Annotated in this window: 22 protein-coding genes; 9 read left to right on the forward strand and 13 right to left on the reverse strand. The window is 59.9% G+C overall.

Annotated features, from left to right (window positions below; genetic code table 11):
• Nucleotides 1-83 precede the first annotated feature (83 nt).
• From HCK86_RS13795 to phaR, 3 genes are all read left to right on the forward strand, one after another.
• Nucleotides 84-239 carry a DUF3309 family protein gene (locus HCK86_RS13795; protein ID WP_176085057.1) on the forward strand — a complete coding sequence of 52 codons (156 nt, stop codon included), beginning with the start codon at nt 84-86 and terminating at the stop codon, nt 237-239.
• Between the two features lie 60 nt (nt 240-299).
• A complete protein-coding gene (locus HCK86_RS13800; RefSeq protein WP_176085058.1) occupies nt 300-488 on the forward strand; it encodes a YMGG-like glycine zipper-containing protein in 189 nt (62 codons plus the stop codon).
• Nucleotides 489-756: 268 nt separating this feature from the next.
• Nucleotides 757-1,308: a polyhydroxyalkanoate synthesis repressor PhaR gene (phaR, locus tag HCK86_RS13805; RefSeq protein ID WP_176085059.1), complete on the forward strand. Its 552-nt coding sequence runs from the start codon at nt 757-759 to the stop codon at nt 1,306-1,308.
• Between the two features lie 198 nt (nt 1,309-1,506).
• Here phaR and rpmF read toward each other — a convergent pair whose 3' ends face one another.
• The 3 genes from rpmF to HCK86_RS13820 form a co-directional block, all read right to left on the reverse strand.
• Nucleotides 1,507-1,692, reverse strand: coding sequence for a 50S ribosomal protein L32 (rpmF, locus tag HCK86_RS13810; RefSeq protein WP_176085060.1), 186 nt, complete (start codon nt 1,690-1,692; stop codon nt 1,507-1,509).
• Between the two features lie 161 nt (nt 1,693-1,853).
• Nucleotides 1,854-2,501 carry a glutathione S-transferase family protein gene (locus HCK86_RS13815; RefSeq protein WP_176085061.1) on the reverse strand — a complete coding sequence of 216 codons (648 nt, stop codon included), beginning with the start codon at nt 2,499-2,501 and terminating at the stop codon, nt 1,854-1,856.
• A gap of 95 nt (nt 2,502-2,596) precedes the next feature.
• Complete coding sequence (locus HCK86_RS13820; protein ID WP_246739601.1) at nt 2,597-3,292, reverse strand: transglycosylase domain-containing protein; 696 nt, start codon at nt 3,290-3,292, stop codon at nt 2,597-2,599.
• A gap of 222 nt (nt 3,293-3,514) precedes the next feature.
• Here HCK86_RS13820 and HCK86_RS13825 point away from each other — a divergent pair, with 222 nt between their 5' ends.
• Entirely contained in the window at nt 3,515-4,381 is an 867-nt protein-coding gene (locus tag HCK86_RS13825; RefSeq protein ID WP_246739614.1) for a polyprenyl synthetase family protein, read from the forward strand.
• Nucleotides 4,382-4,385: 4 nt separating this feature from the next.
• A complete protein-coding gene (locus HCK86_RS13830; RefSeq protein ID WP_176085064.1) occupies nt 4,386-5,219 on the forward strand; it encodes a glycerophosphodiester phosphodiesterase in 834 nt (277 codons plus the stop codon).
• 6 nt (nt 5,220-5,225) lie between these two features.
• Here HCK86_RS13830 and HCK86_RS13835 read toward each other — a convergent pair whose 3' ends face one another.
• Nucleotides 5,226-5,423: a hypothetical protein gene (locus HCK86_RS13835; RefSeq protein ID WP_176085065.1), complete on the reverse strand. Its 198-nt coding sequence runs from the start codon at nt 5,421-5,423 to the stop codon at nt 5,226-5,228.
• A 275-nt stretch (nt 5,424-5,698) separates the two neighbouring features.
• Nucleotides 5,699-6,706, reverse strand: a complete 1,008-nt coding sequence (locus HCK86_RS13840) for a D-glycerate dehydrogenase (RefSeq protein ID WP_176085144.1) — start codon at nt 6,704-6,706, stop codon at nt 5,699-5,701.
• 158 nt (nt 6,707-6,864) lie between these two features.
• On the opposite strand from HCK86_RS13840, the gene HCK86_RS13845 reads away from it, so the two are divergent.
• Nucleotides 6,865-7,404 (forward strand): SH3 domain-containing protein, encoded by a 540-nt coding sequence (locus HCK86_RS13845; RefSeq protein WP_176085066.1) that lies wholly within the window; start codon nt 6,865-6,867, stop codon nt 7,402-7,404.
• 17 nt (nt 7,405-7,421) lie between these two features.
• On the opposite strand, the gene ubiG is transcribed toward HCK86_RS13845, so the two are convergent.
• The 7 genes from ubiG to infC all read right to left on the reverse strand — a co-directional run bounded on the left by ubiG (nt 7,422) and on the right by infC (nt 13,838).
• A complete protein-coding gene (gene ubiG / locus HCK86_RS13850; protein WP_176085067.1) occupies nt 7,422-8,171 on the reverse strand; it encodes a bifunctional 2-polyprenyl-6-hydroxyphenol methylase/3-demethylubiquinol 3-O-methyltransferase UbiG in 750 nt (249 codons plus the stop codon).
• A gap of 74 nt (nt 8,172-8,245) precedes the next feature.
• Nucleotides 8,246-8,623: a rhodanese-like domain-containing protein gene (locus tag HCK86_RS13855; protein ID WP_176085068.1), complete on the reverse strand. Its 378-nt coding sequence runs from the start codon at nt 8,621-8,623 to the stop codon at nt 8,246-8,248.
• 134 nt (nt 8,624-8,757) lie between these two features.
• Nucleotides 8,758-11,199, reverse strand: coding sequence for a phenylalanine--tRNA ligase subunit beta (pheT, locus tag HCK86_RS13860; protein ID WP_176085069.1), 2,442 nt, complete (start codon nt 11,197-11,199; stop codon nt 8,758-8,760).
• Nucleotides 11,200-11,211: 12 nt separating this feature from the next.
• Entirely contained in the window at nt 11,212-12,294 is a 1,083-nt protein-coding gene (gene pheS, locus HCK86_RS13865) for a phenylalanine--tRNA ligase subunit alpha (RefSeq protein ID WP_176085070.1), read from the reverse strand.
• Between the two features lie 155 nt (nt 12,295-12,449).
• A complete protein-coding gene (gene rplT, locus HCK86_RS13870) occupies nt 12,450-12,854 on the reverse strand; it encodes a 50S ribosomal protein L20 (RefSeq protein WP_141148055.1) in 405 nt (134 codons plus the stop codon).
• Nucleotides 12,855-12,894: 40 nt separating this feature from the next.
• Complete coding sequence (gene rpmI / locus HCK86_RS13875; RefSeq protein ID WP_176085071.1) at nt 12,895-13,095, reverse strand: 50S ribosomal protein L35; 201 nt, start codon at nt 13,093-13,095, stop codon at nt 12,895-12,897.
• Nucleotides 13,096-13,301: 206 nt separating this feature from the next.
• On the reverse strand, nt 13,302-13,838 hold the full coding sequence (gene infC, locus HCK86_RS13880) for a translation initiation factor IF-3 (protein WP_176085145.1): 537 nt from the start codon (nt 13,836-13,838) through the stop codon (nt 13,302-13,304).
• Between the two features lie 189 nt (nt 13,839-14,027).
• Here infC and HCK86_RS13885 point away from each other — a divergent pair, with 189 nt between their 5' ends.
• From HCK86_RS13885 to HCK86_RS13895, 3 genes are all read left to right on the forward strand, one after another.
• On the forward strand, nt 14,028-14,831 hold the full coding sequence (locus tag HCK86_RS13885) for an alpha/beta hydrolase (RefSeq protein WP_176085072.1): 804 nt from the start codon (nt 14,028-14,030) through the stop codon (nt 14,829-14,831).
• 207 nt (nt 14,832-15,038) lie between these two features.
• Nucleotides 15,039-15,557: a transglutaminase-like cysteine peptidase gene (locus HCK86_RS13890; RefSeq protein WP_176085146.1), complete on the forward strand. Its 519-nt coding sequence runs from the start codon at nt 15,039-15,041 to the stop codon at nt 15,555-15,557.
• A 125-nt stretch (nt 15,558-15,682) separates the two neighbouring features.
• Nucleotides 15,683-16,411 (forward strand): NAD-dependent deacylase, encoded by a 729-nt coding sequence (locus HCK86_RS13895; RefSeq protein ID WP_176085073.1) that lies wholly within the window; start codon nt 15,683-15,685, stop codon nt 16,409-16,411.
• 37 nt (nt 16,412-16,448) lie between these two features.
• Here the strand turns inward: HCK86_RS13895 and HCK86_RS13900 are convergent, their stop codons facing one another.
• Complete coding sequence (locus HCK86_RS13900) at nt 16,449-19,373, reverse strand: transporter substrate-binding domain-containing protein (protein ID WP_176085074.1); 2,925 nt, start codon at nt 19,371-19,373, stop codon at nt 16,449-16,451.
• Between the last annotated feature and the right edge of the window lie 164 nt (nt 19,374-19,537).

Below are 19,537 nucleotides of genomic sequence, written 5' to 3' on the forward strand. Positions count from 1 at the left end.
CGCCCCCCTGGCAAGGGATTTTCGGGAACCGGAAGCAGCATTGAGGAATTCCTATCTTCAAGAGAAACCAAAGGAGTTCCCCCATGCTCGGAACCATTCTTCTGATTGTCCTTATCCTGCTTCTCATCGGCGCTCTGCCGAGCTGGGGCTATTCCCGCAGCTGGGGCTATGGCCCGTCCGGCGGCGTTGGCCTGCTGGTGCTGATCATTATTGTTCTCTTACTTTTGGGCGTCGTCTGATAACATGTCACGTGTTCAGAAGCTAAAAAAGGCAACCGGAAACAGCCAAAGGAACACGCCATGAGAAAAGCCCTTGTTACCGCACTGCTCGTATTGCCGCTGGCGGCCGCCTGCACCACCACCGAGCGCAACACCTCCATTGGTGCCGCGACGGGCGCCGCCATCGGCGGCATTGCCACCAACAGCTGGGGTGGCGCTGCCATTGGCGGCCTGGCCGGCGGCGCGGTCGGTGCAGCCGTATCGCGCTGACACAGCCTGCCGCAACGCCACATGGCGGTTCTGCGGCATTGCGATTGCAAAGCGCCACCCAGTCCTTCGGGATTGCGTGGCGCTCTTTCGTTTCAGCACTTTTTCACACGGTGCAACGGGCAAAATCGCGACGTTCAGGAAAGACAGCCCTGACATTTGCCCTTTACGCAGTCGCAACAAGACAAAGTGATTGTAACCGAGCCATTTTTGCGGTTACATCATCGACGGGAAGAGGAATAAACGAATAAATCGCGGGGAGGAGGCAAATATGCCCGGAAGCGAAAGTAACACTGTCATCAAAAAATACGCCAACCGCCGTTTGTACAATACCGGTACAAGCAGCTATGTGACGTTGGACGATCTGGCAACAATGGTGAAAAAAGGCGAGGATTTCACCGTTCGCGATGCCAAGACCGGCGATGACATCACCCATATGGTACTCACCCAGATCATCTTCGACCAGGAATGCCGCTCGGGCCAGGCGCTTTTGCCGGTTTCCTTCCTGCGCGAGCTGATCAGCTATTATGGCGATCAGATGCAGGCAATGCTGCCGGGTTTTCTCGATCACGCCATGAAGGCTTTCAGTGAGCAGCAGCAGCATATGCGCGACCAGATGGACCGCGCTCTTTACGAAAATCCGCTGAAGCGCCATCTCTATCAGAATGACAGTGATGAGCGGCCGATCGGCCGGTATCAGCCGCTGGTGGCCAGCGCCCGTCATGAAACCGAGGACAATGGCGACACGGCCGAGAAAAGCCATGCGCTGGACGATCTGAAGAAACAGCTTCAGGTGCTCCAGGAGCGCCTCGAAAACATGTGACGGCCGAGCAATCCTCGGAACGCCCCTCTCCATCCCGCCACCGTTGCGACCCCGGACGGGCGGGATGGCCTTGGTCTATCTGCGGGCGGGCGGAAGCGGTATTTTCTGTAAAAATCATGACAGCAAAAGACAGCGGCCCGGCTGATGCCGGACCGCTGTTTCAGTGTCGCGATCTGAAAGCCCGAAGGCCCTTCAAGATCAGGCGTTTTCCTTCGGTGCCAGAACCTGGCGGCCGCGATACATGCCGGTCTTGAGATCGATGTGATGCGGACGGCGAAGCTCGCCCGAATTCTTGTCCTCAACATAGGTCGGGGCGCTGAGAGCGTCGGCCGAACGGCGCATGCCGCGCTTGGACGGGGTCGTTTTTCTTTTCGGTACAGCCATTGTACTACTCCACTTGCGGCAAGACATGGTCACCGTCGGAAACATCCAACCGCAAGATCCATCTCTCACAAACTTGAAAATTTGGCGCGCTTATACAGGGCCAGAAGGCTTTTGACCAGTCCTTTCGATGTTTTTTTGAAAGAACGGCCATGTGACGATCCTTATACCTCGTCTTCCGGCACAATCCAACTCTCCGCCAGCGCTCCGTCGCGCCAGCGCTGATAGGCCGGCAGCGAGCGCATCACCGACATATAGGCGAGCGTTGCTTCATCCGTGACCAGATCGAAGACCTCGAACCGGTTGACCACCGGGGCAAACATGGCGTCGGCGGCGGTAAATGTCGAAAACAGGAACGGCCCGCCCGACCGTTCGATCGCCTCGCGCCAGATCGTCTCGATCCGCGCCACATCCCGCTTCACCGCATCCGACACCGCGATCGCTTCCGGCTTGCGGCGGAAGCTCATCGGGCAGGCACCGCGCAGGGCCGTAAATCCGGCATGCATTTCCGCCGAGATCGCCCGGGCCAGGGCCCGTTCGGCGCGATCGTCCGGCCACAGGCCGGCCTCGGGGAAAAGCTCGGCCACATATTCAATGATCGCCAGTGATTCATGAATGACCAACGACCCGTGATGGAGAGCGGGAACGCGTCCGACCGGCGAAATTTCGAAGAAACGCGGATTTCCGGCGGGAAAGTCGAACGGGATCAGCCTTTCCTTGAAGGCGATGCCGGTCGCCTCCATGGCGATCCAGGGTCTCAGTGACCAGGAGGAATAGTTCTTATTGCCGATATAAAGGGTCAGATCACTCATTGGCCGTTGTCCTTTCAGTTCAAGCCCCCCGCGCAATATCAACCTTTGCGCGCATACATGGTTTTGCAGACGAACACAAATTGAATAAGGTGATTTCAGTCATAAAGGCAGCTGATATAGCTTCCGGACTTGCGCGCCAGCCGCTCTACCCGATTTGCAAGCGCATTCATGTGCGCAGAAGGAGCCGCAGCCTGGCGACCATCCGGATCCGGCAGCGAAACCGCCAGCAATGCGGCCTGCCGCCGCGACAGTTTCGCCGCCGGAATGCCGAACTGGTTCTGCGCCGCCGCCTCGATGCCGTAGACACCCGGCCCCCATTCGGCGATGTTGAGGTAGATTTCCATGAGCCGTTTCTTCGACCAGACCGCGTCGGCAGCCAGCGCCAGCGGCAGTTCCAGCCCCTTGCGCAAATAGGAACGGCCATTCCAGAGATAGAGATTCTTGACCGTCTGCATCGGAATGGTGCTGGCGCCACGCGTTTCCTCGCCGGCAAGCGCCTGATCGATGACGGCGCGATATTCGCGCCAGTCGACGCCGTGATGGTTACAGAACTGACCGTCCTCCGACATCATTACCGATTGCACCAGAACCGGTGCGATATCATCAAAGGCGACCCATTGCCGGTCATAGCCCTGAAATGTCGCCAGCCGCGCCAGCATCGGCGTCGATACCGGATGGACGAAGGAGGGCAGATAAAGCGGCAGCAGAACATAGGGCAGAAGCAGCAACAATATCAGCACCAGAACGAGGCGTCGCAGGAGACGCTGCGGCCGGCTCTTTCTTGAAGTCATGGTCGGTTGCGTTTCCTCTGCCTGAGACCCGGCCATCGCCGCAGCTTGTACCTGAAAGTTCCGACCTTCTGTTTAGCCCGAAATACCATCCGTTAAAAGCTTCATGCGGCAATTCTTCAGCTTGCGGCAAATCCTGTTGAATATGACGGTCCGCCATGCCAAGAGACGGACATGACAAAGCCCGCCCACGACTTCTTTTCTGCCCGTCTGTCTGAGGCCCGCATGGCCGTTGAGGAAAGCCTTGACGCATTGCTGTGCGCCGCGCCCGCCGAAGGCGAGACCGCGCGGCCGGCCGGCCTGCTTGCGGCCATGCGCCATGGCGTGCTGAATGGCGGCAAGCGCTTTCGCCCGTTCCTCGTGATCGAAACGACGCGTCTTTGCGGCGGCGACCCGAAAGCTGCCATCCGGATTGCCTCAGCCCTTGAATGCATTCACTGCTATTCACTGATCCATGACGATCTGCCGGCCATGGACGATGATGACCTCAGGCGCGGACGGCCGACCGTTCACAAGGCCTTTGACGAGGCAACCGCCATCCTGGCCGGCGACAGCCTTCTGACACTCGCCTTCGATATCGTCGCCGATGATGCGACGCCGCTTGGCGCGCAGACGCGCCTGGCGCTGGTGAAGGCGCTTGCCCAGGCCGCCGGTCTTGGCGGCATGGCTGGCGGTCAGGCGCTGGATCTCGCCGCCGAGACAGAAAGGCCCGATGAGACCGGGATCATCACGCTTCAGGCGATGAAGACCGGCGCACTGATCCGCTTTGCTGCGGAAGCGGGCGCCATCATCTCCGGAGCGGATGCATCAACCCGTGCCGCCCTAGCCCGCTACGGCGCAGTGATCGGCCTTGCCTTCCAGCTCGCCGATGATCTGCTGGACCTCACGGCGGATGCCAAGACCATGGGCAAGGCAACCCAGAAGGACGCGGCCCATGGCAAGGGCACGCTGGTGTCGCTGCATGGACAGAACTGGGCCGCCGCGCGCCTCAGCCAGCTGATTGAGGAAGCCGAAACGCTGCTTGCCCCCTTTGGCGCCGATGCCGAATGCCTGATCGAGGCTGCCCGCTTCGTTGCCAATCGCAGGAGCTGATCCGATGCCCCTCCCCGTTGCCCTTCAGACCGATGGACATGTAACCCTGCTCAAATGGCATCGTGGACGGCGCAACCTCGCCGATACGCCCTTTTCCGGCAGCCGCATTCTTGAAGGCATGGCGGCGGGTGCAAGCGTCGAGATTGACCTGCAGATCCATGGCGAGGGCGGCATGGTCGTCCTCCATGATCCACGGCTTGAACAATCGACCACTGGCCTCGGGCCGGTCGCGCGCACGCCTGCCTCAGGCTTTGCCGGTATCAACCTCAGAGACAATGACGGCGCCGACAGCGGCGAGCCGGTGATGCTTCTCGACCGGCTGACCCGGTTGATCGCAAGCCGCCCCATCGGCAGGACCGCGCTGCTGCAGCTCGATTTCAAGGACCGGCTCAGCGATTTTCACGACAATACGCTCGATGCCTTCATCAAGGCCGTCAGCCCCGTTGCCGGCCACATGATCCTCTCGGGCGGGGATGCTGAGGCCGTCAAAGCGCTTTCCGCCGGCATTGCCGACCTCGCCATCGGCTATGATCCCTGCCTCTATGGCGCCATGGAGCGGGTGCTCGAAAGCGGCGATTTTGCAGGCTTTGTCGAGAATGCGCTGAAAACCGCCCCCTGGGCCAGCATGATCTACCTTCATGTCGACCTGATCCTCGCCGCCGACCGCGCCGGCTTTGACATGATCGCGGCCTTCCATGCCGCAGACAAGACCGTCGATGCCTGGACCATCCACGCGATCGACGGGACTACACGCCCGAAAATCGCCCGTCTTCTCGAACTGAAGGCAGATCAGATCACCACCGACGATGCCGACAGGCTGTTCGAGGTCTTTGGCTGACAGATCTCAACAGCCGATCTGGCTGCGGATGCGCCGGACTTCGGACAGCGAGGAACAGACATTCTCGCACGGTATGCCGTCACCATCGCCATCACCGCGACTGTAGCCGCCGCACCAGTGGCGGACAGCATCGGCGCAGTTTGTCGCCATCTTGCAGGACCAGCCCGCGGCCGGGTGAACGAGATCATTCGGGATCGGCGTCATAAGGGCCGGTTCCGCCGAAGGGCTGACTGGCAATAACAGGCTCAACACGAAAGCAAGCGGAATGAAACGGGTCATGGGCAGCAGGCTAGCGCATCGGCTCGAAAATCGGAATCGATTTCCGAAAAGAACGATGCGTAGATTCAAGACGATAGAGCGTCCTGGTGCGTCCAAAAGGACGCACGGCGCTCTGGCGCATCGGCAAAGCCGCGCCAATGCCCTTTCACAGGTCGATTACCGTTCATCGGCCCCTGGCTGCCCCGCCAGCCGGACAGACCTCAGGTCCGCCCCGGCAGAACCCGGTTTGGCGGGCGGTGGCCGTCATAATAGGCACGAATATTGATGATCACCCGGTCACCCATATCGATGCGGCTTTCAATCGTCGCCGAGCCCAGATGCGGCAGCAGCACCACTTTGCCGGCCTTCGCCAGCGCGATCAGCCGCGGATTGATCGCCGGTTCGTTCTCGAACACATCGAGTCCCGCACCGGCAATCTTGCCCTCCTCGATGAAGCGGATCAGCGCATCCTCGTCGATGACATCACCGCGCGCGGTGTTGACCACATAGGCTTCGGGTTTCAGCAGTGCCAGCCGCCTTGCGGACAAAAGATGAAAGGTCGCCGGCGTTGCCGGGCAATTGACCGAGACGATATCGACGCGGGCCAGCATCTGGTCGAGACTGTCCCAATAGGTCGCTTCCAGTTCGGCCTCGGTTGCCGGATTGATGCGGCCGCGATTGGAGTAATGCACCGAAAGCCCGAAAGCACGTGCGCGCCGTGCCACGGCCGTACCAATGCGCCCCATGCCGACAATGCCGATCCGCTTGCCCCAGATCCGCCGGCCGAGCATCCAGGTCGGCGACCAGCCGGGCCAGTCACCGGGATTGCCATTGGCGATCAGGCTTGCGCCCTCCGCCAGCCGGCGCGGCACGGACAGGATCAGCGCCATGGTCATATCGGCGGTATCTTCCGTCAGCACATTCGGCGTGTTGGTGACGGTGATGCCCTTTCGGGCGGCGGCATCGACATTGATATGATCGAAGCCATTGGAAAAGCTCGCAATCAGCTTCAGCTGCGGCCCCGCCTCGGCAATCAGCGCCTCGTCGATCCGGTCCGTCACCGTCGGCACGAGCACATCGTAACGCTTCACGGCGGCCACCAGCTCTTCATGGGGCACCGGCTTGTCCGTTTCGTTGAGCGTCGTGTCGAACAATTCGCGCATTCTCGCTTCCACCGCATCGGGCAGCTTGCGCGTGACAAAGACAGTCGGCTTCTTGCGGTTGGTCATGGCGTCACGTGTCATTAACAGCTCGTTAAACATGTCGGGCGATAATGCACCCGTTCAGATTTATTTTCCACTTGCGGACCGCAGCGGCCGGTCCTGTCTGGGACGGCGCTTCTTCGACCGGATGCAAAATAACAGGAAGGATGGCTTCGGGCTGAGACATGAAAGCGATATCCCGTCTCATTTCCGCGCTTTTGTGCGCCCTCATCCTTGCTGCAGCGCTGACCTCGGCTCAGGCCCAGACGAGCCAAAGACGCGGCGCCTCCGGTGAACCCCTGCCGCGCTTTGCCGTGCTCAAGCCGGATCGCGCGCGCATGCGCGTCGGCCCCGGTTTCAACTATGCCACCAAGTGGATCTACACCAGACCCGGCCTTCCCGTTGAGATCATTGAGGAATATTCCACCTGGCGGCAGATCCGCGATGCCGATGGGACCGAAGGCTGGATGCATGTCTCGGTTCTCTCCTCCAAGCGCAATGCCATGGTTGCCCCCTGGCTGCGCGGCAGCGCCGACAAGCAGTTTCTCGACGTGAAAGCCAGCGATAACGACAATGCCCGCAATGTCGCCTCGCTCGAGGCCGGCGTGATTGTCAGCCTGAAAAGCTGCGACGGAAAATGGTGCGAGCTCGAAAAGCAGGGGGTCAAGGGCTTCATGCACCAGAATGACCTCTGGGGCGCCTATCCGGGCGAAGTCTTCCACTGAGCCCCCTTTGGCCCGCCTTAGACGGCGGGCTTTTCTGCAAGAATCATATAATTGACATCCGTATCGCGCGAGCGGTTCCAGCTATTGGTCGCCAGGTTGAAGAAGACACCCTGACGCTCGACAATAGAAAGACCCGCTGCCGTGAGCGGCGTTTCGATCTCTTCGGGGCGAACCAGCTTTTCATATTGATGCGTGCCTGGCGGCAGCCAGCGCAGCACCCGCTCGGCCGCGAAAATGGCGAGCGCCGCCGCCTTCAGCGTGCGGTTGATCGTGGCGACGAACATCATGCCGCCAGGCCTGACCAGTGCGGCAGAGGTGGTGAGGAAAAAATCGACATCAGCGACATGTTCCACCACTTCCATGTTGAGGACGATGTCGAATTGCTCGCCCGCTTCCGCCAGCGCCTCGGCGGTGGTGGCGCGGTAGTCGATATCGATCCCGGTCTCGCGGGCATGGGTTGAAGCGATGCCGATATTCTTTTCCGACGGATCAATGCCGGTCACGCTGGCACCCATCCTCGCCAGCGGTTCGGACAACAGCCCGCCGCCGCAGCCGATATCGAGAATGCGCAAGCCGGCAAGCGGCCGCGCCGATTTCTCGTCGAGGCCGAAATGCCCGCAGACCTTTTCGCGGATATAGCCGATGCGCACCGGGTTGAACTTGTGCAGCGGCTTGAACTTGCCATGCGGATCCCACCACTCGGCGGCGATCTTCGAAAACCATTCGACCTGGGATTCGTCGATTGTCGTCCTAGCCGCTTCGCTCATCGGAACTGTCTCCATTGCTGCTTCGACCTCAGATATAGAAGCCGGGATCGCGCGCGGCAAGGCGAAGCTTGTCTTTAAGGCACCATCCGTTTTGGCGCCCCGGTTGCCATATCGGTGGCGATATAGGGCAGTGCGGCTGCCTTCCAGGCGCCGAAGCCGCCCTCCATATGCGCAATACGGCCAAAGCCAGCGCCAAGGCACATATCGGCAACCCGGCCCGAACGGATGCCGGAGCCGCAATGCAGCACGATCCGCTTGCCATCCTGGGTCGGGAAATTTTTCGGATCGGTAAAGGCCATCGGCGACAGCAGCGAGCCCTCGATATGCTCAAAGGCATATTCAGCCGGCGTGCGCACATCGATCAGGACAATCTCGCCGGCATTGAGCGCCGCCGCCACCTCTTCCGGTGTCCAGGTCTCGACAATTCCGTTATTCAGCTCTTCACTCTTCATGGGCTTCTCTCCGCGCTTTCTCAATGGCCGGAGATTAACCGATATTTCTATGCATAACTACGAATAATCGTATATTAATGACAAAAAAGACCCGCCGCAAACGGGCGGGTCAGGGAATATCAGGCCCGAAGCGCTCAGCCGCGGATGACGCCACCGGTCGACTTCTCGACATTGGCGACGATCTTCTTTGTCAACGCCTCGAAATCCTCATCCGCCAGGGTCCGGTCGCTCGGCTGGATCTTCACCTCAACCGCAACCGATTTCTTGCCCTCGCCCAGCGACGCGCCTTCGAAAATATCGAAGACCGTGACACCGGTGATCAGCTTGCGATCGGCCGATGATACGGCGCGCTCGATGGCTGCGGCCTCAACGCCGTGATCAACGACAAAGGCGAAATCGCGGGCGACGGCCTGGAAGGCCGACAGCGTCAGCGCCGGCTTTGTCCGGGTCGCCTTCTTCTTCGGATCGGGCATCGCATCGATGAAGATCTCGAAGCCGCAGAGCTTGCCCGTCACGTCCAGCGCTTCCAGCACATTGGGGTGGAATTCGCCAAAATGGCCAAGCACGATCTTCGGTCCCATCTTGATGGTGGCGGAGCGGCCCGGATGATACCAGTCCGGCCCGCCGGCAACGATCTGCACATTGCCCATCGGCAGGCCGCAGGCCTCCAGCACAGCCAGCGCATCGGCCTTTGCGTCAAACACGCCGACGGCGCGGCCGGCGCCTGTCTGAGCGTTCGACCACATGCGTCCGGCACCGGCAAGGCTTGCGGTTCCGCGACGGATACCGCCAGCCACGCGACGCTGGCCTTCCGGCGTGTCGTTCTCATAAGTGCCGGAAACTTCAAACAGTGCCACGTCGCCATAGCCCTGATCGGCATTGCGCTGGGCAGCCATCAACAGCCCCGGCAGCAGCGAGGGGCGCATATCCGACATATCGGCAGCAATCGGATTGGCAAGCTTGAGCGACGGATCGCCGCCGCCGAAAAGCTTCGCCTGCTCTTGCGAAATGAAGGACCAGGTAACGGCTTCGAGCATGGCGCGTGCCGCAAGCTCACGCCGTGCCAGCCGCGAGCGGATCTGCAGCACCGTCAGGATCTTCTCGTTGACTGCACCGGCATGGGGCAGCGGTTCGGGACGGATCTCGTCAACGCCATGAATGCGCATGACCTCTTCCACCAGATCGGCCTTGCCATCCACGTCCGGCCGCCAGGAGGGAACCGATACGGAAACCGTCTCGCCCTCGCCCGCAACGCCAAAGCCGAGATGGGTCAGGATCGCGCGGGCTTCGGCCGCCGGAACATCGAGGCCGGTCAGGCGCTTCACCTCCGAGAACGGGAAGGAAACGACCCGGGCGTCATAGCCCTGATAGCCCACCACGGTCTTTTCCGTCGCCGTGCCGCCGCACAGTTCCAGCACCAGTTCGGTGGTGCGCTCCAGCCCCGGAACCATATATTCCGGATCAACGCCGCGCTCGAAGCGATAGCGCGCATCGGTGATGATGCCGAGATCGCGGCCCGAGCGGGCGATGTTCATCGCATCCCAGAGCGCCGATTCAATCAGCACCTCGGTGGTGTTCTCGTCGCAGCCGGACTGTTCGCCACCCATGATGCCACCAATGGATTCAACCCCATTGTCATCGGCAATCACGACATTGTTCTCGGTGAGCTTGTATTCACGCTCGTCGAGCGCCAGGATCGTCTCCCCGGCTTTTGCGCGACGCACGGTCAGCGAACCCTTGACCTTGGCAGCGTCGAAGACATGCATCGGCCTGCCCTGATCGAAGGTCATGTAATTGGTGATGTCGACCAGCGCATTGATCGGCCGGAGACCGATGGCGATCAGCCGCCTCTGCATCCATTTCGGGCTCGGGCCATTCTGGACACCCTTGACGAGACGCAGCGCAAAGCCGGGGCAGAGATAGGCATCGTCTTCGGCAAAATCGAGCGTCAGAGAAACCGGCATCTTGCCTTCCGTGGCAAAGGAAGGGGCCTTCGGCGCCTTGAGCGTGCCGAGGCCCGAGGCGGCCAGATCCCGGGCAATGCCGAAAATACTGGTGCAATCGGGACGGTTCGGCGTCAGATTGATCTCGATGACCGGATCGTCAAGACCCGCATAGGCGGCAAATGACGCGCCCACCGGCGCATCCTCGGGCAGGTCGATGATGCCGTGGTGATCGTCCGACATATCGAGTTCTTTTTCCGAGCACATCATGCCCTGGCTCTCGATACCGCGGATCTTGCCGACCGAAAGCGTCACATCGATACCCGGCACATAGGTCCCCGGCAGCGCTAGCGCGCCGACAAGGCCGGTCCGCGCATTGGGCGCGCCGCAGACGATCTGAAGCGGCTTGCCGCCATTGACGGCGGGACCGGCATCAACGGTCAGAACCCGCAGCCGGTCTGCATCGGGATGCTGCCTGGCATCGATGACCTTGGCGATGGTAAAGGGCTTATAGGCCGCCTTGTCGTCGACATCCTCGACCTCAAGCCCGATCGTCGTCAGCCTTTCGCAGATGTCTTCAAGCGTGGCATCGGTATCCAGATGATCCTTCAGCCAGGAGAGTGTGAATTTCATGATCTTTCTCCCTTAAGCGCTCAACCCGGCAAACAATGTCGGAATGTCGAGCGGGCGGAAGCCGTAGTGATTGGTCCAGCGCTGATCGGCGGCGAAGAAATCGCGCAGGTCCGGCATGCCGTATTTCAGCATGGCGATACGGTCGAGACCCATACCCCAGGCAAAGCCCTGATAGACATCGGGATCAAGGCCGCAATTCTTCAGAACATTCGGATGAACCATGCCGCAGCCGAGGATTTCCATCCAGTCATTGCCTTCGCCGAACTTCACCTGCGGACCGGAACGGTCGCACTGGATATCGACCTCGAAGGAGGGTTCGGTGAAGGGAAAGAAGGACGGGCGGAAACGCATGGTCACACTGTCGACCTCGAAAAAGGCCTTGCAGAATTCTTCCAGCGTCCAGCGCAGATGACCGACATGAGTCACCTTGTCGATGACAAGGCCTTCGACCTGATGGAACATCGGCGAATGGGTGGCATCGGAATCCTGACGATAGGTCTTGCCGGGCGCAACGATGCGGATCGGCGGCTCCTGAGCCTTCATCGTGCGGATCTGCACCGGTGACGTATGGGTGCGCAGAACCTTGCGCTCACCTTTCTCGTCCGGCTGGAAGAAGAAGGTGTCGTGCATTTCACGCGCCGGATGGCCTTCGGGAAAGTTCAGCGCGGTGAAATTGTAATAGTCGCTTTCGATGTCCGGCCCTTCGGCAATGGCAAAGCCCATATCGCCGAAAATCGCCGTGATCTCGTCAACGATCTGGCTGACCGGATGGACCCGGCCCGTCTGCGAGGGCGATGGCCTGACCGGCAGCGTCACATCCACCGTTTCCGCCTTCAGCCGTGCCGTCACGGCCGCATCCTTCAGCGCCGCCTTGCGCGCGCTGATCGCATCGGTGATCTCGGTCTTCAATTCATTGATCGCCGCGCCACGCGTCTTGCGCTCATCCGGGGTCATCTTGCCAAGCGTCTTCAACAGCTCGGAAACCGATCCCTTCTTGCCGATAGCGGCAACCCTGACCGCTTCGATCGCTGCCTCGTCCTCAGCCCCGGCGATCTCTGCCGTAAGCCTAGCCTTCAGATCTTCAAGATCGGACATCTTGCCTCTCGCTTGCCGGAAGGGCTCTTGCCCCCACCCTCATGAATGATCATTTATTCCGTTTTCCTGACGGAAACGTGAAAAACCCGCGACAGGCCGTGCCAGCGCGGGTTTCCCAAAATATGAAAGGAAGTAAAGCTTGGGAAGCGCTGGCTTTAGGCTACAGCGCTTTCAAACTCGTTGGCCGTACCTTCTTCCTTGAGGTATTCCAGGCCCTTCTTCGAAGCAGCAACCAGCGCTTCGAATGCCTGCGGCTCATGGATCGCCATGTCGGAGAGAACCTTACGGTCGACTTCGATGCCAGCCTTGTTCAGGCCATCAATGAAGCGGCCATAGGACAGGCCATATTCGCGAACGGCAGCATTGATACGCTGGATCCACAGCGCACGGAAATTGCGCTTGTTAACCTTGCGGTCGCGATAGGCGTACTGCTTCGACTTGTCGACAGCGGCCTTGGCGGTGCGGATGGTGTTCTTGCGACGGCCGTAGAAACCCTTGGCCTGCTTCAGAACCTTCTTGTGCTTGGCATGGGCGGTAACGCCGCGTTTTACACGTGCCATATCATGATCTCCTTAGAATTCTTTTTGGTTCAGACGCAGGTTACTTGCCGTAAGGCATGAACTGCTTCACGATCTTTGCATCGGCTTCCGACAGAACCATCGTGCCGCGCGCATCGCGAATGAACTTGTTGGAACGCTTGACCATGCCATGGCGCTTGCCGGCGGCAGCGACCTTGACCTTGCCGGTGGCGGTGATCTTGAACCGCTTCTTGACCGACGATTTCGTCTTCATCTTGGGCATTTTGCTACTCCATTATTGTTTGATCGGAACGGGAGACGACCCCGATCCAGCATTTTGAACAGACACGGCATGCCCTGCCGGCCTGTTCGGACGGCGCGCTTATACGCGTTTTGTTTTCGAAACGCAACCGCTTGAGACAAAGCTTTCGCCGCCCGCGATGGAATCACCGGGCGGCGTAGGTTTGTCTTCTCGATGTCGGGTCGAAATTACTTCGGCGCCAGAACCATCAGCATCTGACGGCCCTCAAGCTTCGGCTCGGCCTCGACCTTGGCGAATTCCGCCGTGTCTTCCTTGACCTGGGAGAGAAGCTTCATGCCAAGTTCCTGGTGCGCCATTTCACGGCCACGGAAACGAAGCGTTACCTTGACCTTGTCGCCACCTTCGAAAAAGCGGCTCATCGCCTTCATCTTCACCTCGTAATCGTGGCTGTCGATGTTGGGGCGCATCTTGATCTCTTTGACCTCGACGACTTTCTGCTTCTTGCGAGCCTCGGCAGCGCGCTTCTGGTTGGCGTATTTCAGCTTCCCGAGATCGAGGATCTTCACCACGGGCGGTGCAGAGTTCGGCGCGATTTCCACCAGATCAAGCCCGGCCTCCTCGGCCATTCTCAGGGCTTCGTCGGTCGGTACCACACCCTTGTTTTCCCCGTCTTCAGTGATCAACTGCACCTCGCGCACGCGGATATCGCGATTGGCGCGGGGGCCTTCTTTGGTCGGGGGGGCGGCTCTGTGAGGTCTGCGAATGGTCGTTGTCTCCTAAAAAATTGACAATCAGGGTTATAACGTTCCCTTGCGAAAAATGTTTCATTCTTCGCCATGGGAGATAGTTGTTCTGAATGGGCAACGTCAATAACACAGAAAAAAAAGAAAATCACCTGCCGATCATGGGTTAAAGACCCTCGAACAGACCAAAACGCACCGAAGGAGGCGATTATGGCCGATGAAACTGCTCTCACATTCCTCACCGTTGAGCGCGCGGGCAAGCCCCTGAAACTGGCCATGCGGCTGCGGCAGGCACAGCAGGACGGTGCGCCGGTCCTGATCTGGTTTTCCGGCTATGGCTCGGACATGCTCGGCACCAAGGCAGAAGCGCTGGACCTCTATGCAGGCGAAAACGGCCTTGGCCTGATCCGCTTCGACTATGCGGGACATGGGGAATCAGAAGGCGCCTTTGCCGATGGCACCATCTCGTCCTGGCTTGAGGACGCGCTGGCGGTGATCGCCGAGGCCGGCGCAAAAGACGCGATCCTGATCGGCTCCTCGATGGGCGGCTGGCTCGCTCTCAGGGCGGTGCAGGAGCTGAAAAAGCGACAATCACAGACAGTGCCGAAGGGCCTTCTGCTGCTCGCCCCGGCCCCGGATTTCACTTCGGACCTGATCGAGCCGGATCTCGGAGAGCGCGAGAAGGCCGAACTTGCCGCGCGCGGCTATTTCGAAGAACATTCGATCTACGGCCCGGAACCGACGATCTACACCGAAGCGCTGATCGAGGACGGACGCCGGAACCGCGTCCTTGACGGGATCATCGAGACCGGCTGCCCCGTCACCATCATCCAGGGGCGGCAGGATCCTGACGTACCCTATCTCCACGCGCTGAAGCTGATGTCCCACCTGCCAGCCGACAATGTCGTTCTCACGCTCGTCAATGACGGCGACCACCGCCTGTCGCGCCCGGAGGATATTGCCCGCATGCTCGACGCGCTTTCCAGCCTCGTCACGGCGGCAGCAAAGCCTTAACGGAAATTAACCATTTCCCGCTTTTCGCGGCCGCAGTCACCACATGCTGATTGACTTGCGGCAGCAAAATCCCTTAACTCTTTGTTAAGAATTAAGGGATGCGCGGGTATTCACGTGTTTAATTTCAAGCACATAGCGGTTTTGGTTTCAGCTGTCTCGGCACTTGCCGGGATCGCATTTCCTGCCTTTGCCGCATCGAGCCCGGCCATGCCGACAGGTGGCATCACCTCGCAGCCGATCGGACATTATGAGTTCTGCCAGCTGCACCGGGTCGAATGCTCCATCAAGTCCAGCAACACCGCACCCGCCGATCTGACCCAGCATGGCTGGGCATCGGTTCAGAAGATCAATCTTCAGGTCAATGAAACGGTCGCTCCGGTCACCGATCAGGAGCTTTATGGCCGTGACGAGGTCTGGGCCTATCCGACCCATGGTGCCGGCGACTGCGAAGACTATGTGCTGGAAAAGCGCCGCCTGCTGATCAAGGCCGGTATTCCGGTGACGGATCTGCTGATCACCGTCGTACGAAAGCCCAATGGCGAAGGCCATGCGGTCCTGACGCTGCGCACCACCGGCGGTGACTATGTGCTCGACAATCTGAACAATGCGATCACGCTGTGGTATGCCACGCCCTACACCTTTCTGAAGCGTCAGGCTTCGTTTGACACCGGTCGCTGGGTCAAGATTGAAAACAGCACCGACCTGCCGGTCGCAGCTCTGAAGTAAGCCGGGTTTGCCGGGCGCGGTCTTTCGTCCGGAAACGCGCAAAACCAAGGGACAGAGCGCTTTCGCTCTTCTGAGAGCATGCGGAAGCGCTTCACGACACCGCCGGCTACGGCGGAGGAGACGGCATGAAAATCCCGAAAACGGCACCTCTCATCGTCCTCACCGGGGCTGGCATTTCTGCGGGCTCGGGCCTTGCCACCTTCCGTGGCTCAGGCGGCCTCTGGGCCGGATATGACATCAATGAGGTGGCGACGCCGGAAGGTTTTCAGCGAGATCCCGAACTGGTGCATGATTTCTACAATATGCGCCGCCATGAAAGTGCGGCAGCCCTGCCCAATGCCGCGCATCGCGCCCTTGCTGCCCTGGAAGATGCCTGGGAAGGGCCGTTTCTGCTGGTGACGCAAAATGTCGACGACCTGCATGAAAAGGCCGGTTCAAGGCGACTGATCCATATGCATGGCCGCCTCAATTCCGTGCTTTGCACTGCCTGCGGCAAGCGCAGCGAATGGCATGAGGATACCGGCAGCCAGATACCGTGCCCCCATTGCGGACAACCGGCCCTCAGGCCGGATATCGTCTGGTTTGGCGAAATGCCCTATCACATGGAAGAAATCGGGGCCGCGCTTGAGAATGCGGGCCTGTTTCTGTCGATAGGCACCTCCGGAACCGTCTATCCGGCAGCAGGCTTCGTTGCCTATGCCAAGGAGCAGGGAGCGGAAACGGTCGAGATCAATCTTGAAAACACCCATAACCCGCTCTTCGACCGGCATGTGAGCGGAGACGCGGCGGCAACGCTGCCAGCCTTCGTCGAAAGCCTGCTGCGGTCAAGGAGCGGTAACGGCAGCTCGATCTGACCCGAAGGCTCGGCCGAGCAGCACATGCAGCGTCGCATCAGTCGGCACTGACGACCCGGTTGCGGCCGCCGGCCTTTGCCGCATAAAGGCGCAGATCCGCGCGGCGGATGAAGCCATCAATATCATCATTCTTGCCCGGAACAGCGCAATAGCAGCCCGCGGAAATGGTCAGGTGCAATTTTCCATTGTCGAGCTGGATCGGCGTTTCGGCAATCAGCAGCCGCACTTCTTCCGCCAGCGCCTCCATCTCGCCATCCTGCGCGTCAAGGCAGTAGGCCACGAACTCCTCCCCGCCATAGCGCGCGATGAAGGTGCTGTTTTCGCCAAAATGCGCCTTCATCAGAACAGCCAGCTGCTGCAGACACTGGTCACCGGCAAGGTGGCCGAGCCGGTCATTGACCGGCTTGAAGTGATCGACATCGATCATGGCAAGCGCGAAGGGGACAGCTTTTCCGCGACAGAAGGCGAAGTCTGATTCACCCTGCGCATCGAAATGCGAGCGGTTGAAAAGTCCGGTCAGTCCATCTGTGATGTTGATTTCCTGCAGTTTCCGGTTGGCCGCATTCAGCGCCTCATTGAGGCTTCTGAGCTTGCGGTTCCACAGGAAAAACAGCAGCAGCGCGAGCACGACGCCGCCGGCGACGGCAATCAGCAGCCGGAAATCCACCACACGGCGGAAGGGCGAAAGCCGCTGGGTGTTGACGATGGTCTCAAGTTCGGTGCGATTGAGACTGCCAAGCAGCTTGGAGAAAATCTCCCCCAGCTGCGGCTGATCGCTGCGTGCGGCAATCGCCGCCTCATAGGCCTCGGCAATACGGCCGGAGATCTTGATGTCGTTGGTCTGCATTGCCATGATCTCGAAGCCAAGACTGTCGAGCGGTCCCAGCATCGCGTCAAGCCTGTCGTCGCGGACCCGCACCAGACCCGCCTTTTCACTCGCAACAGCAACGAGCGTCACATCCGGGTAACGTTCCCGCAAGAGCGCGTCCGGCACATGGCCGGGCACATAACCAACCGTCTTGCCGGCAAGATCACGCAGACTGTTAACGAAGGGATCCTCGATCTCTCCGGCGACAGCCGTCGGAACATCGAGATAGGACATGGTGAAATCCCAGCTCCCCGCCGAAATCTCATGCTGCGTGGCGAAGGGGAGTATGTCGCAGCCGGCATCGGCCAGATCCTCGGTCGGACTGCCGAGATCGTGGACCGCGACGGCCTGCCAGGAAAACCGGCCGCGCTTTGCCAGCGCCGCCATGATGTCGGCAGCGATGCCGGAGAAATTGCCCGACTGATCCATGCTCGAAAACGGAGCGGCATTCGGATCGACGCAGACGCGGATAACCCCCTTCTCCCGCAGGAACCGTTCTTCTTCCGGCGTCAGCGGCGTGCGCGCCTCCCCGATACCGGCAATCGGCGGCCCGAGCCAGCGCGCCTCCATTTCCTGCCAGCGCGACACGGGAATGGCAGCAATGGCCTCATTGGTGATGCTCTGGAGATAGGGATATTTCGGACTGATGCCGAAACGCAGATCTTCCCGCGACACGCCGGGAAGCGTGAATTCACCGCCGATCTGAATGTTGATCAGGCCCAGCCGCCGGATGATAGCGTTGCCATTGGAAAGAGACATAATCGCCGCATCGATGTCTCCATGGGACAGCGCCTGCAACAGCGCTTCCTGCGTATCGAAACTTCTGACATCGGGATGAACCGCTTTCAGCTGGTCGGAATAATAGATGTCGCGTCCGATCCCGACCACCTTGCCGTCCAGCGAATCCAGGCCGTTATAGGGGCCGAACCCGGATCGCAGGAAGACGGCGTTGGGGATCTCGTGATAGGCATCGGAAAACAGCGTGTAGTCGGCCCGCCCCGGCGTGTAGGACATATTCGCCAGCATATCGATATCGCCACGCTGGAAGGCGGCCAGCAATTTCGCCCAGTTGTCGTAGACCGGTTCGAACACAAGCCCGGTTGCCGATGAAACATACTGGGCGATATCAACGGCCAGCCCCTGGCCGCGCCCACCCGACAGGAAGCTGAAGGGCTCGTAATCGCTGATGAAACCGACCTTCAGCGGCGGCGCATTTTCGATGAAGGACTGTTCCTCGGGCAGAAGCCTGAGCGGACCGGCGCGTTGCGGCCGGCCAGCGCGATAGCTGAGCCAACGCTCGGTAATGGCGCTCAGATCCGCATTGGTAAGCGCTGCAACGGATTTGTCCAGCACGGCCGACAGCATGCTGCGATTTGCATCATCGGGCAGCTTCAGCACGCCGAGGCGAAAATCCTCAAGCGCAACGGCTGCAATATCAGGGCTGCCATCCGCTGCAACATTGGTGAAGCCATTTTCACGGATGAAGAAATTGGCCGTCATTTCCGGCGCGAGCGCGGCATCGATCCAGCCGAACGCCACCGCTGCCATCAGATCGCGGTAGCTGGCATATTCCACCGGTGCAATGCCGGCAGCCTTCAGCGCCGGCTGATAATAGATATCCTTGATCACGCCGATGCGATTGTGCCGCAATGTCTCGATATTCTGCGCAGCGCTGATCGGATGATCGACATTCTCGAACAGAACCGTGCGGCGCAGGTGATAAGGGTCAGTGAAATTGATGAAGCCGTTGCGATCATCCGTTTTCGAAATATCGGCGATCGCGTCCAGCGAACCGAGCTGGAACTGGCGGTAGATTTCCGGCCAGGACCCCATGCGGATATCGAATTTCAGGCCGGATATCGCCGCGATCCTGTCAATCACATCAACGGTCCAGCCCATGATCTGGCCATTGCGATAAAAGGAATAGGGCTCGTTGTCAGCCACGACGCCGATGCTGATCACCCCTTGGGCGGCGATCCAGTCACGCTCGGCACCGCTGAATTGCGCCTGATCGAGCTTGGCCTCCGAGGGCACGGCAAAGGCCTGCGATGCCAGAACGAAAACGGCAGCACACAAGGCGCAGACAAACGCCATTGACCGAACAAGTCGGCTTCGGTGCAGAAAGGGCAGCGTCAAACAAGCGCCCCCGATTTTCCACCCAAAACACGCTCTACATCAAATCGCAACACGAAAACCCGAAACTCCCCACCGACATATGCACGAATATGACTTACCTCGATCGGGCGTACTGACCCTGC

This window comes from Martelella sp. HB161492 (assembly GCF_013184775.1).
Lineage (GTDB): Bacteria > Pseudomonadota > Alphaproteobacteria > Rhizobiales > Rhizobiaceae > Martelella.

Excerpts from the sequence above, each read along its gene's own strand:
- HCK86_RS13795 (WP_176085057.1), top strand. The coding sequence starts at position 84 with ATGCTCGGAACCATTCTTCTGATTGTCCTTATCCTGCTTCTCATCGGC.
- HCK86_RS13800 (WP_176085058.1), top strand. The coding sequence starts at position 300 with ATGAGAAAAGCCCTTGTTACCGCACTGCTCGTATTGCCGCTGGCGGCC.
- phaR (WP_176085059.1), top strand. The coding sequence starts at position 757 with ATGCCCGGAAGCGAAAGTAACACTGTCATCAAAAAATACGCCAACCGC.
- rpmF (WP_176085060.1), bottom strand. The coding sequence starts at position 1,692 with ATGGCTGTACCGAAAAGAAAAACGACCCCGTCCAAGCGCGGCATGCGC.
- HCK86_RS13815 (WP_176085061.1), bottom strand. The coding sequence starts at position 2,501 with ATGAGTGATCTGACCCTTTATATCGGCAATAAGAACTATTCCTCCTGG.
- HCK86_RS13820 (WP_246739601.1), bottom strand. The coding sequence starts at position 3,292 with ATGACTTCAAGAAAGAGCCGGCCGCAGCGTCTCCTGCGACGCCTCGTT.
- HCK86_RS13825 (WP_246739614.1), top strand. The coding sequence starts at position 3,515 with ATGGCCGTTGAGGAAAGCCTTGACGCATTGCTGTGCGCCGCGCCCGCC.
- HCK86_RS13830 (WP_176085064.1), top strand. The coding sequence starts at position 4,386 with ATGCCCCTCCCCGTTGCCCTTCAGACCGATGGACATGTAACCCTGCTC.
- HCK86_RS13835 (WP_176085065.1), bottom strand. The coding sequence starts at position 5,423 with ATGACGCCGATCCCGAATGATCTCGTTCACCCGGCCGCGGGCTGGTCC.
- HCK86_RS13840 (WP_176085144.1), bottom strand. The coding sequence starts at position 6,706 with ATGACCAACCGCAAGAAGCCGACTGTCTTTGTCACGCGCAAGCTGCCC.
- HCK86_RS13845 (WP_176085066.1), top strand. The coding sequence starts at position 6,865 with ATGAAAGCGATATCCCGTCTCATTTCCGCGCTTTTGTGCGCCCTCATC.
- ubiG (WP_176085067.1), bottom strand. The coding sequence starts at position 8,171 with ATGAGCGAAGCGGCTAGGACGACAATCGACGAATCCCAGGTCGAATGG.
- HCK86_RS13855 (WP_176085068.1), bottom strand. The coding sequence starts at position 8,623 with ATGAAGAGTGAAGAGCTGAATAACGGAATTGTCGAGACCTGGACACCG.
- pheT (WP_176085069.1), bottom strand. The coding sequence starts at position 11,199 with ATGAAATTCACACTCTCCTGGCTGAAGGATCATCTGGATACCGATGCC.
- pheS (WP_176085070.1), bottom strand. The coding sequence starts at position 12,294 with ATGTCCGATCTTGAAGATCTGAAGGCTAGGCTTACGGCAGAGATCGCC.
- rplT (WP_141148055.1), bottom strand. The coding sequence starts at position 12,854 with ATGGCACGTGTAAAACGCGGCGTTACCGCCCATGCCAAGCACAAGAAG.
- rpmI (WP_176085071.1), bottom strand. The coding sequence starts at position 13,095 with ATGCCCAAGATGAAGACGAAATCGTCGGTCAAGAAGCGGTTCAAGATC.
- HCK86_RS13885 (WP_176085072.1), top strand. The coding sequence starts at position 14,028 with ATGGCCGATGAAACTGCTCTCACATTCCTCACCGTTGAGCGCGCGGGC.
- HCK86_RS13890 (WP_176085146.1), top strand. The coding sequence starts at position 15,039 with ATGCCGACAGGTGGCATCACCTCGCAGCCGATCGGACATTATGAGTTC.
- HCK86_RS13895 (WP_176085073.1), top strand. The coding sequence starts at position 15,683 with ATGAAAATCCCGAAAACGGCACCTCTCATCGTCCTCACCGGGGCTGGC.
- HCK86_RS13900 (WP_176085074.1), bottom strand. The coding sequence starts at position 19,373 with ATGGCGTTTGTCTGCGCCTTGTGTGCTGCCGTTTTCGTTCTGGCATCG.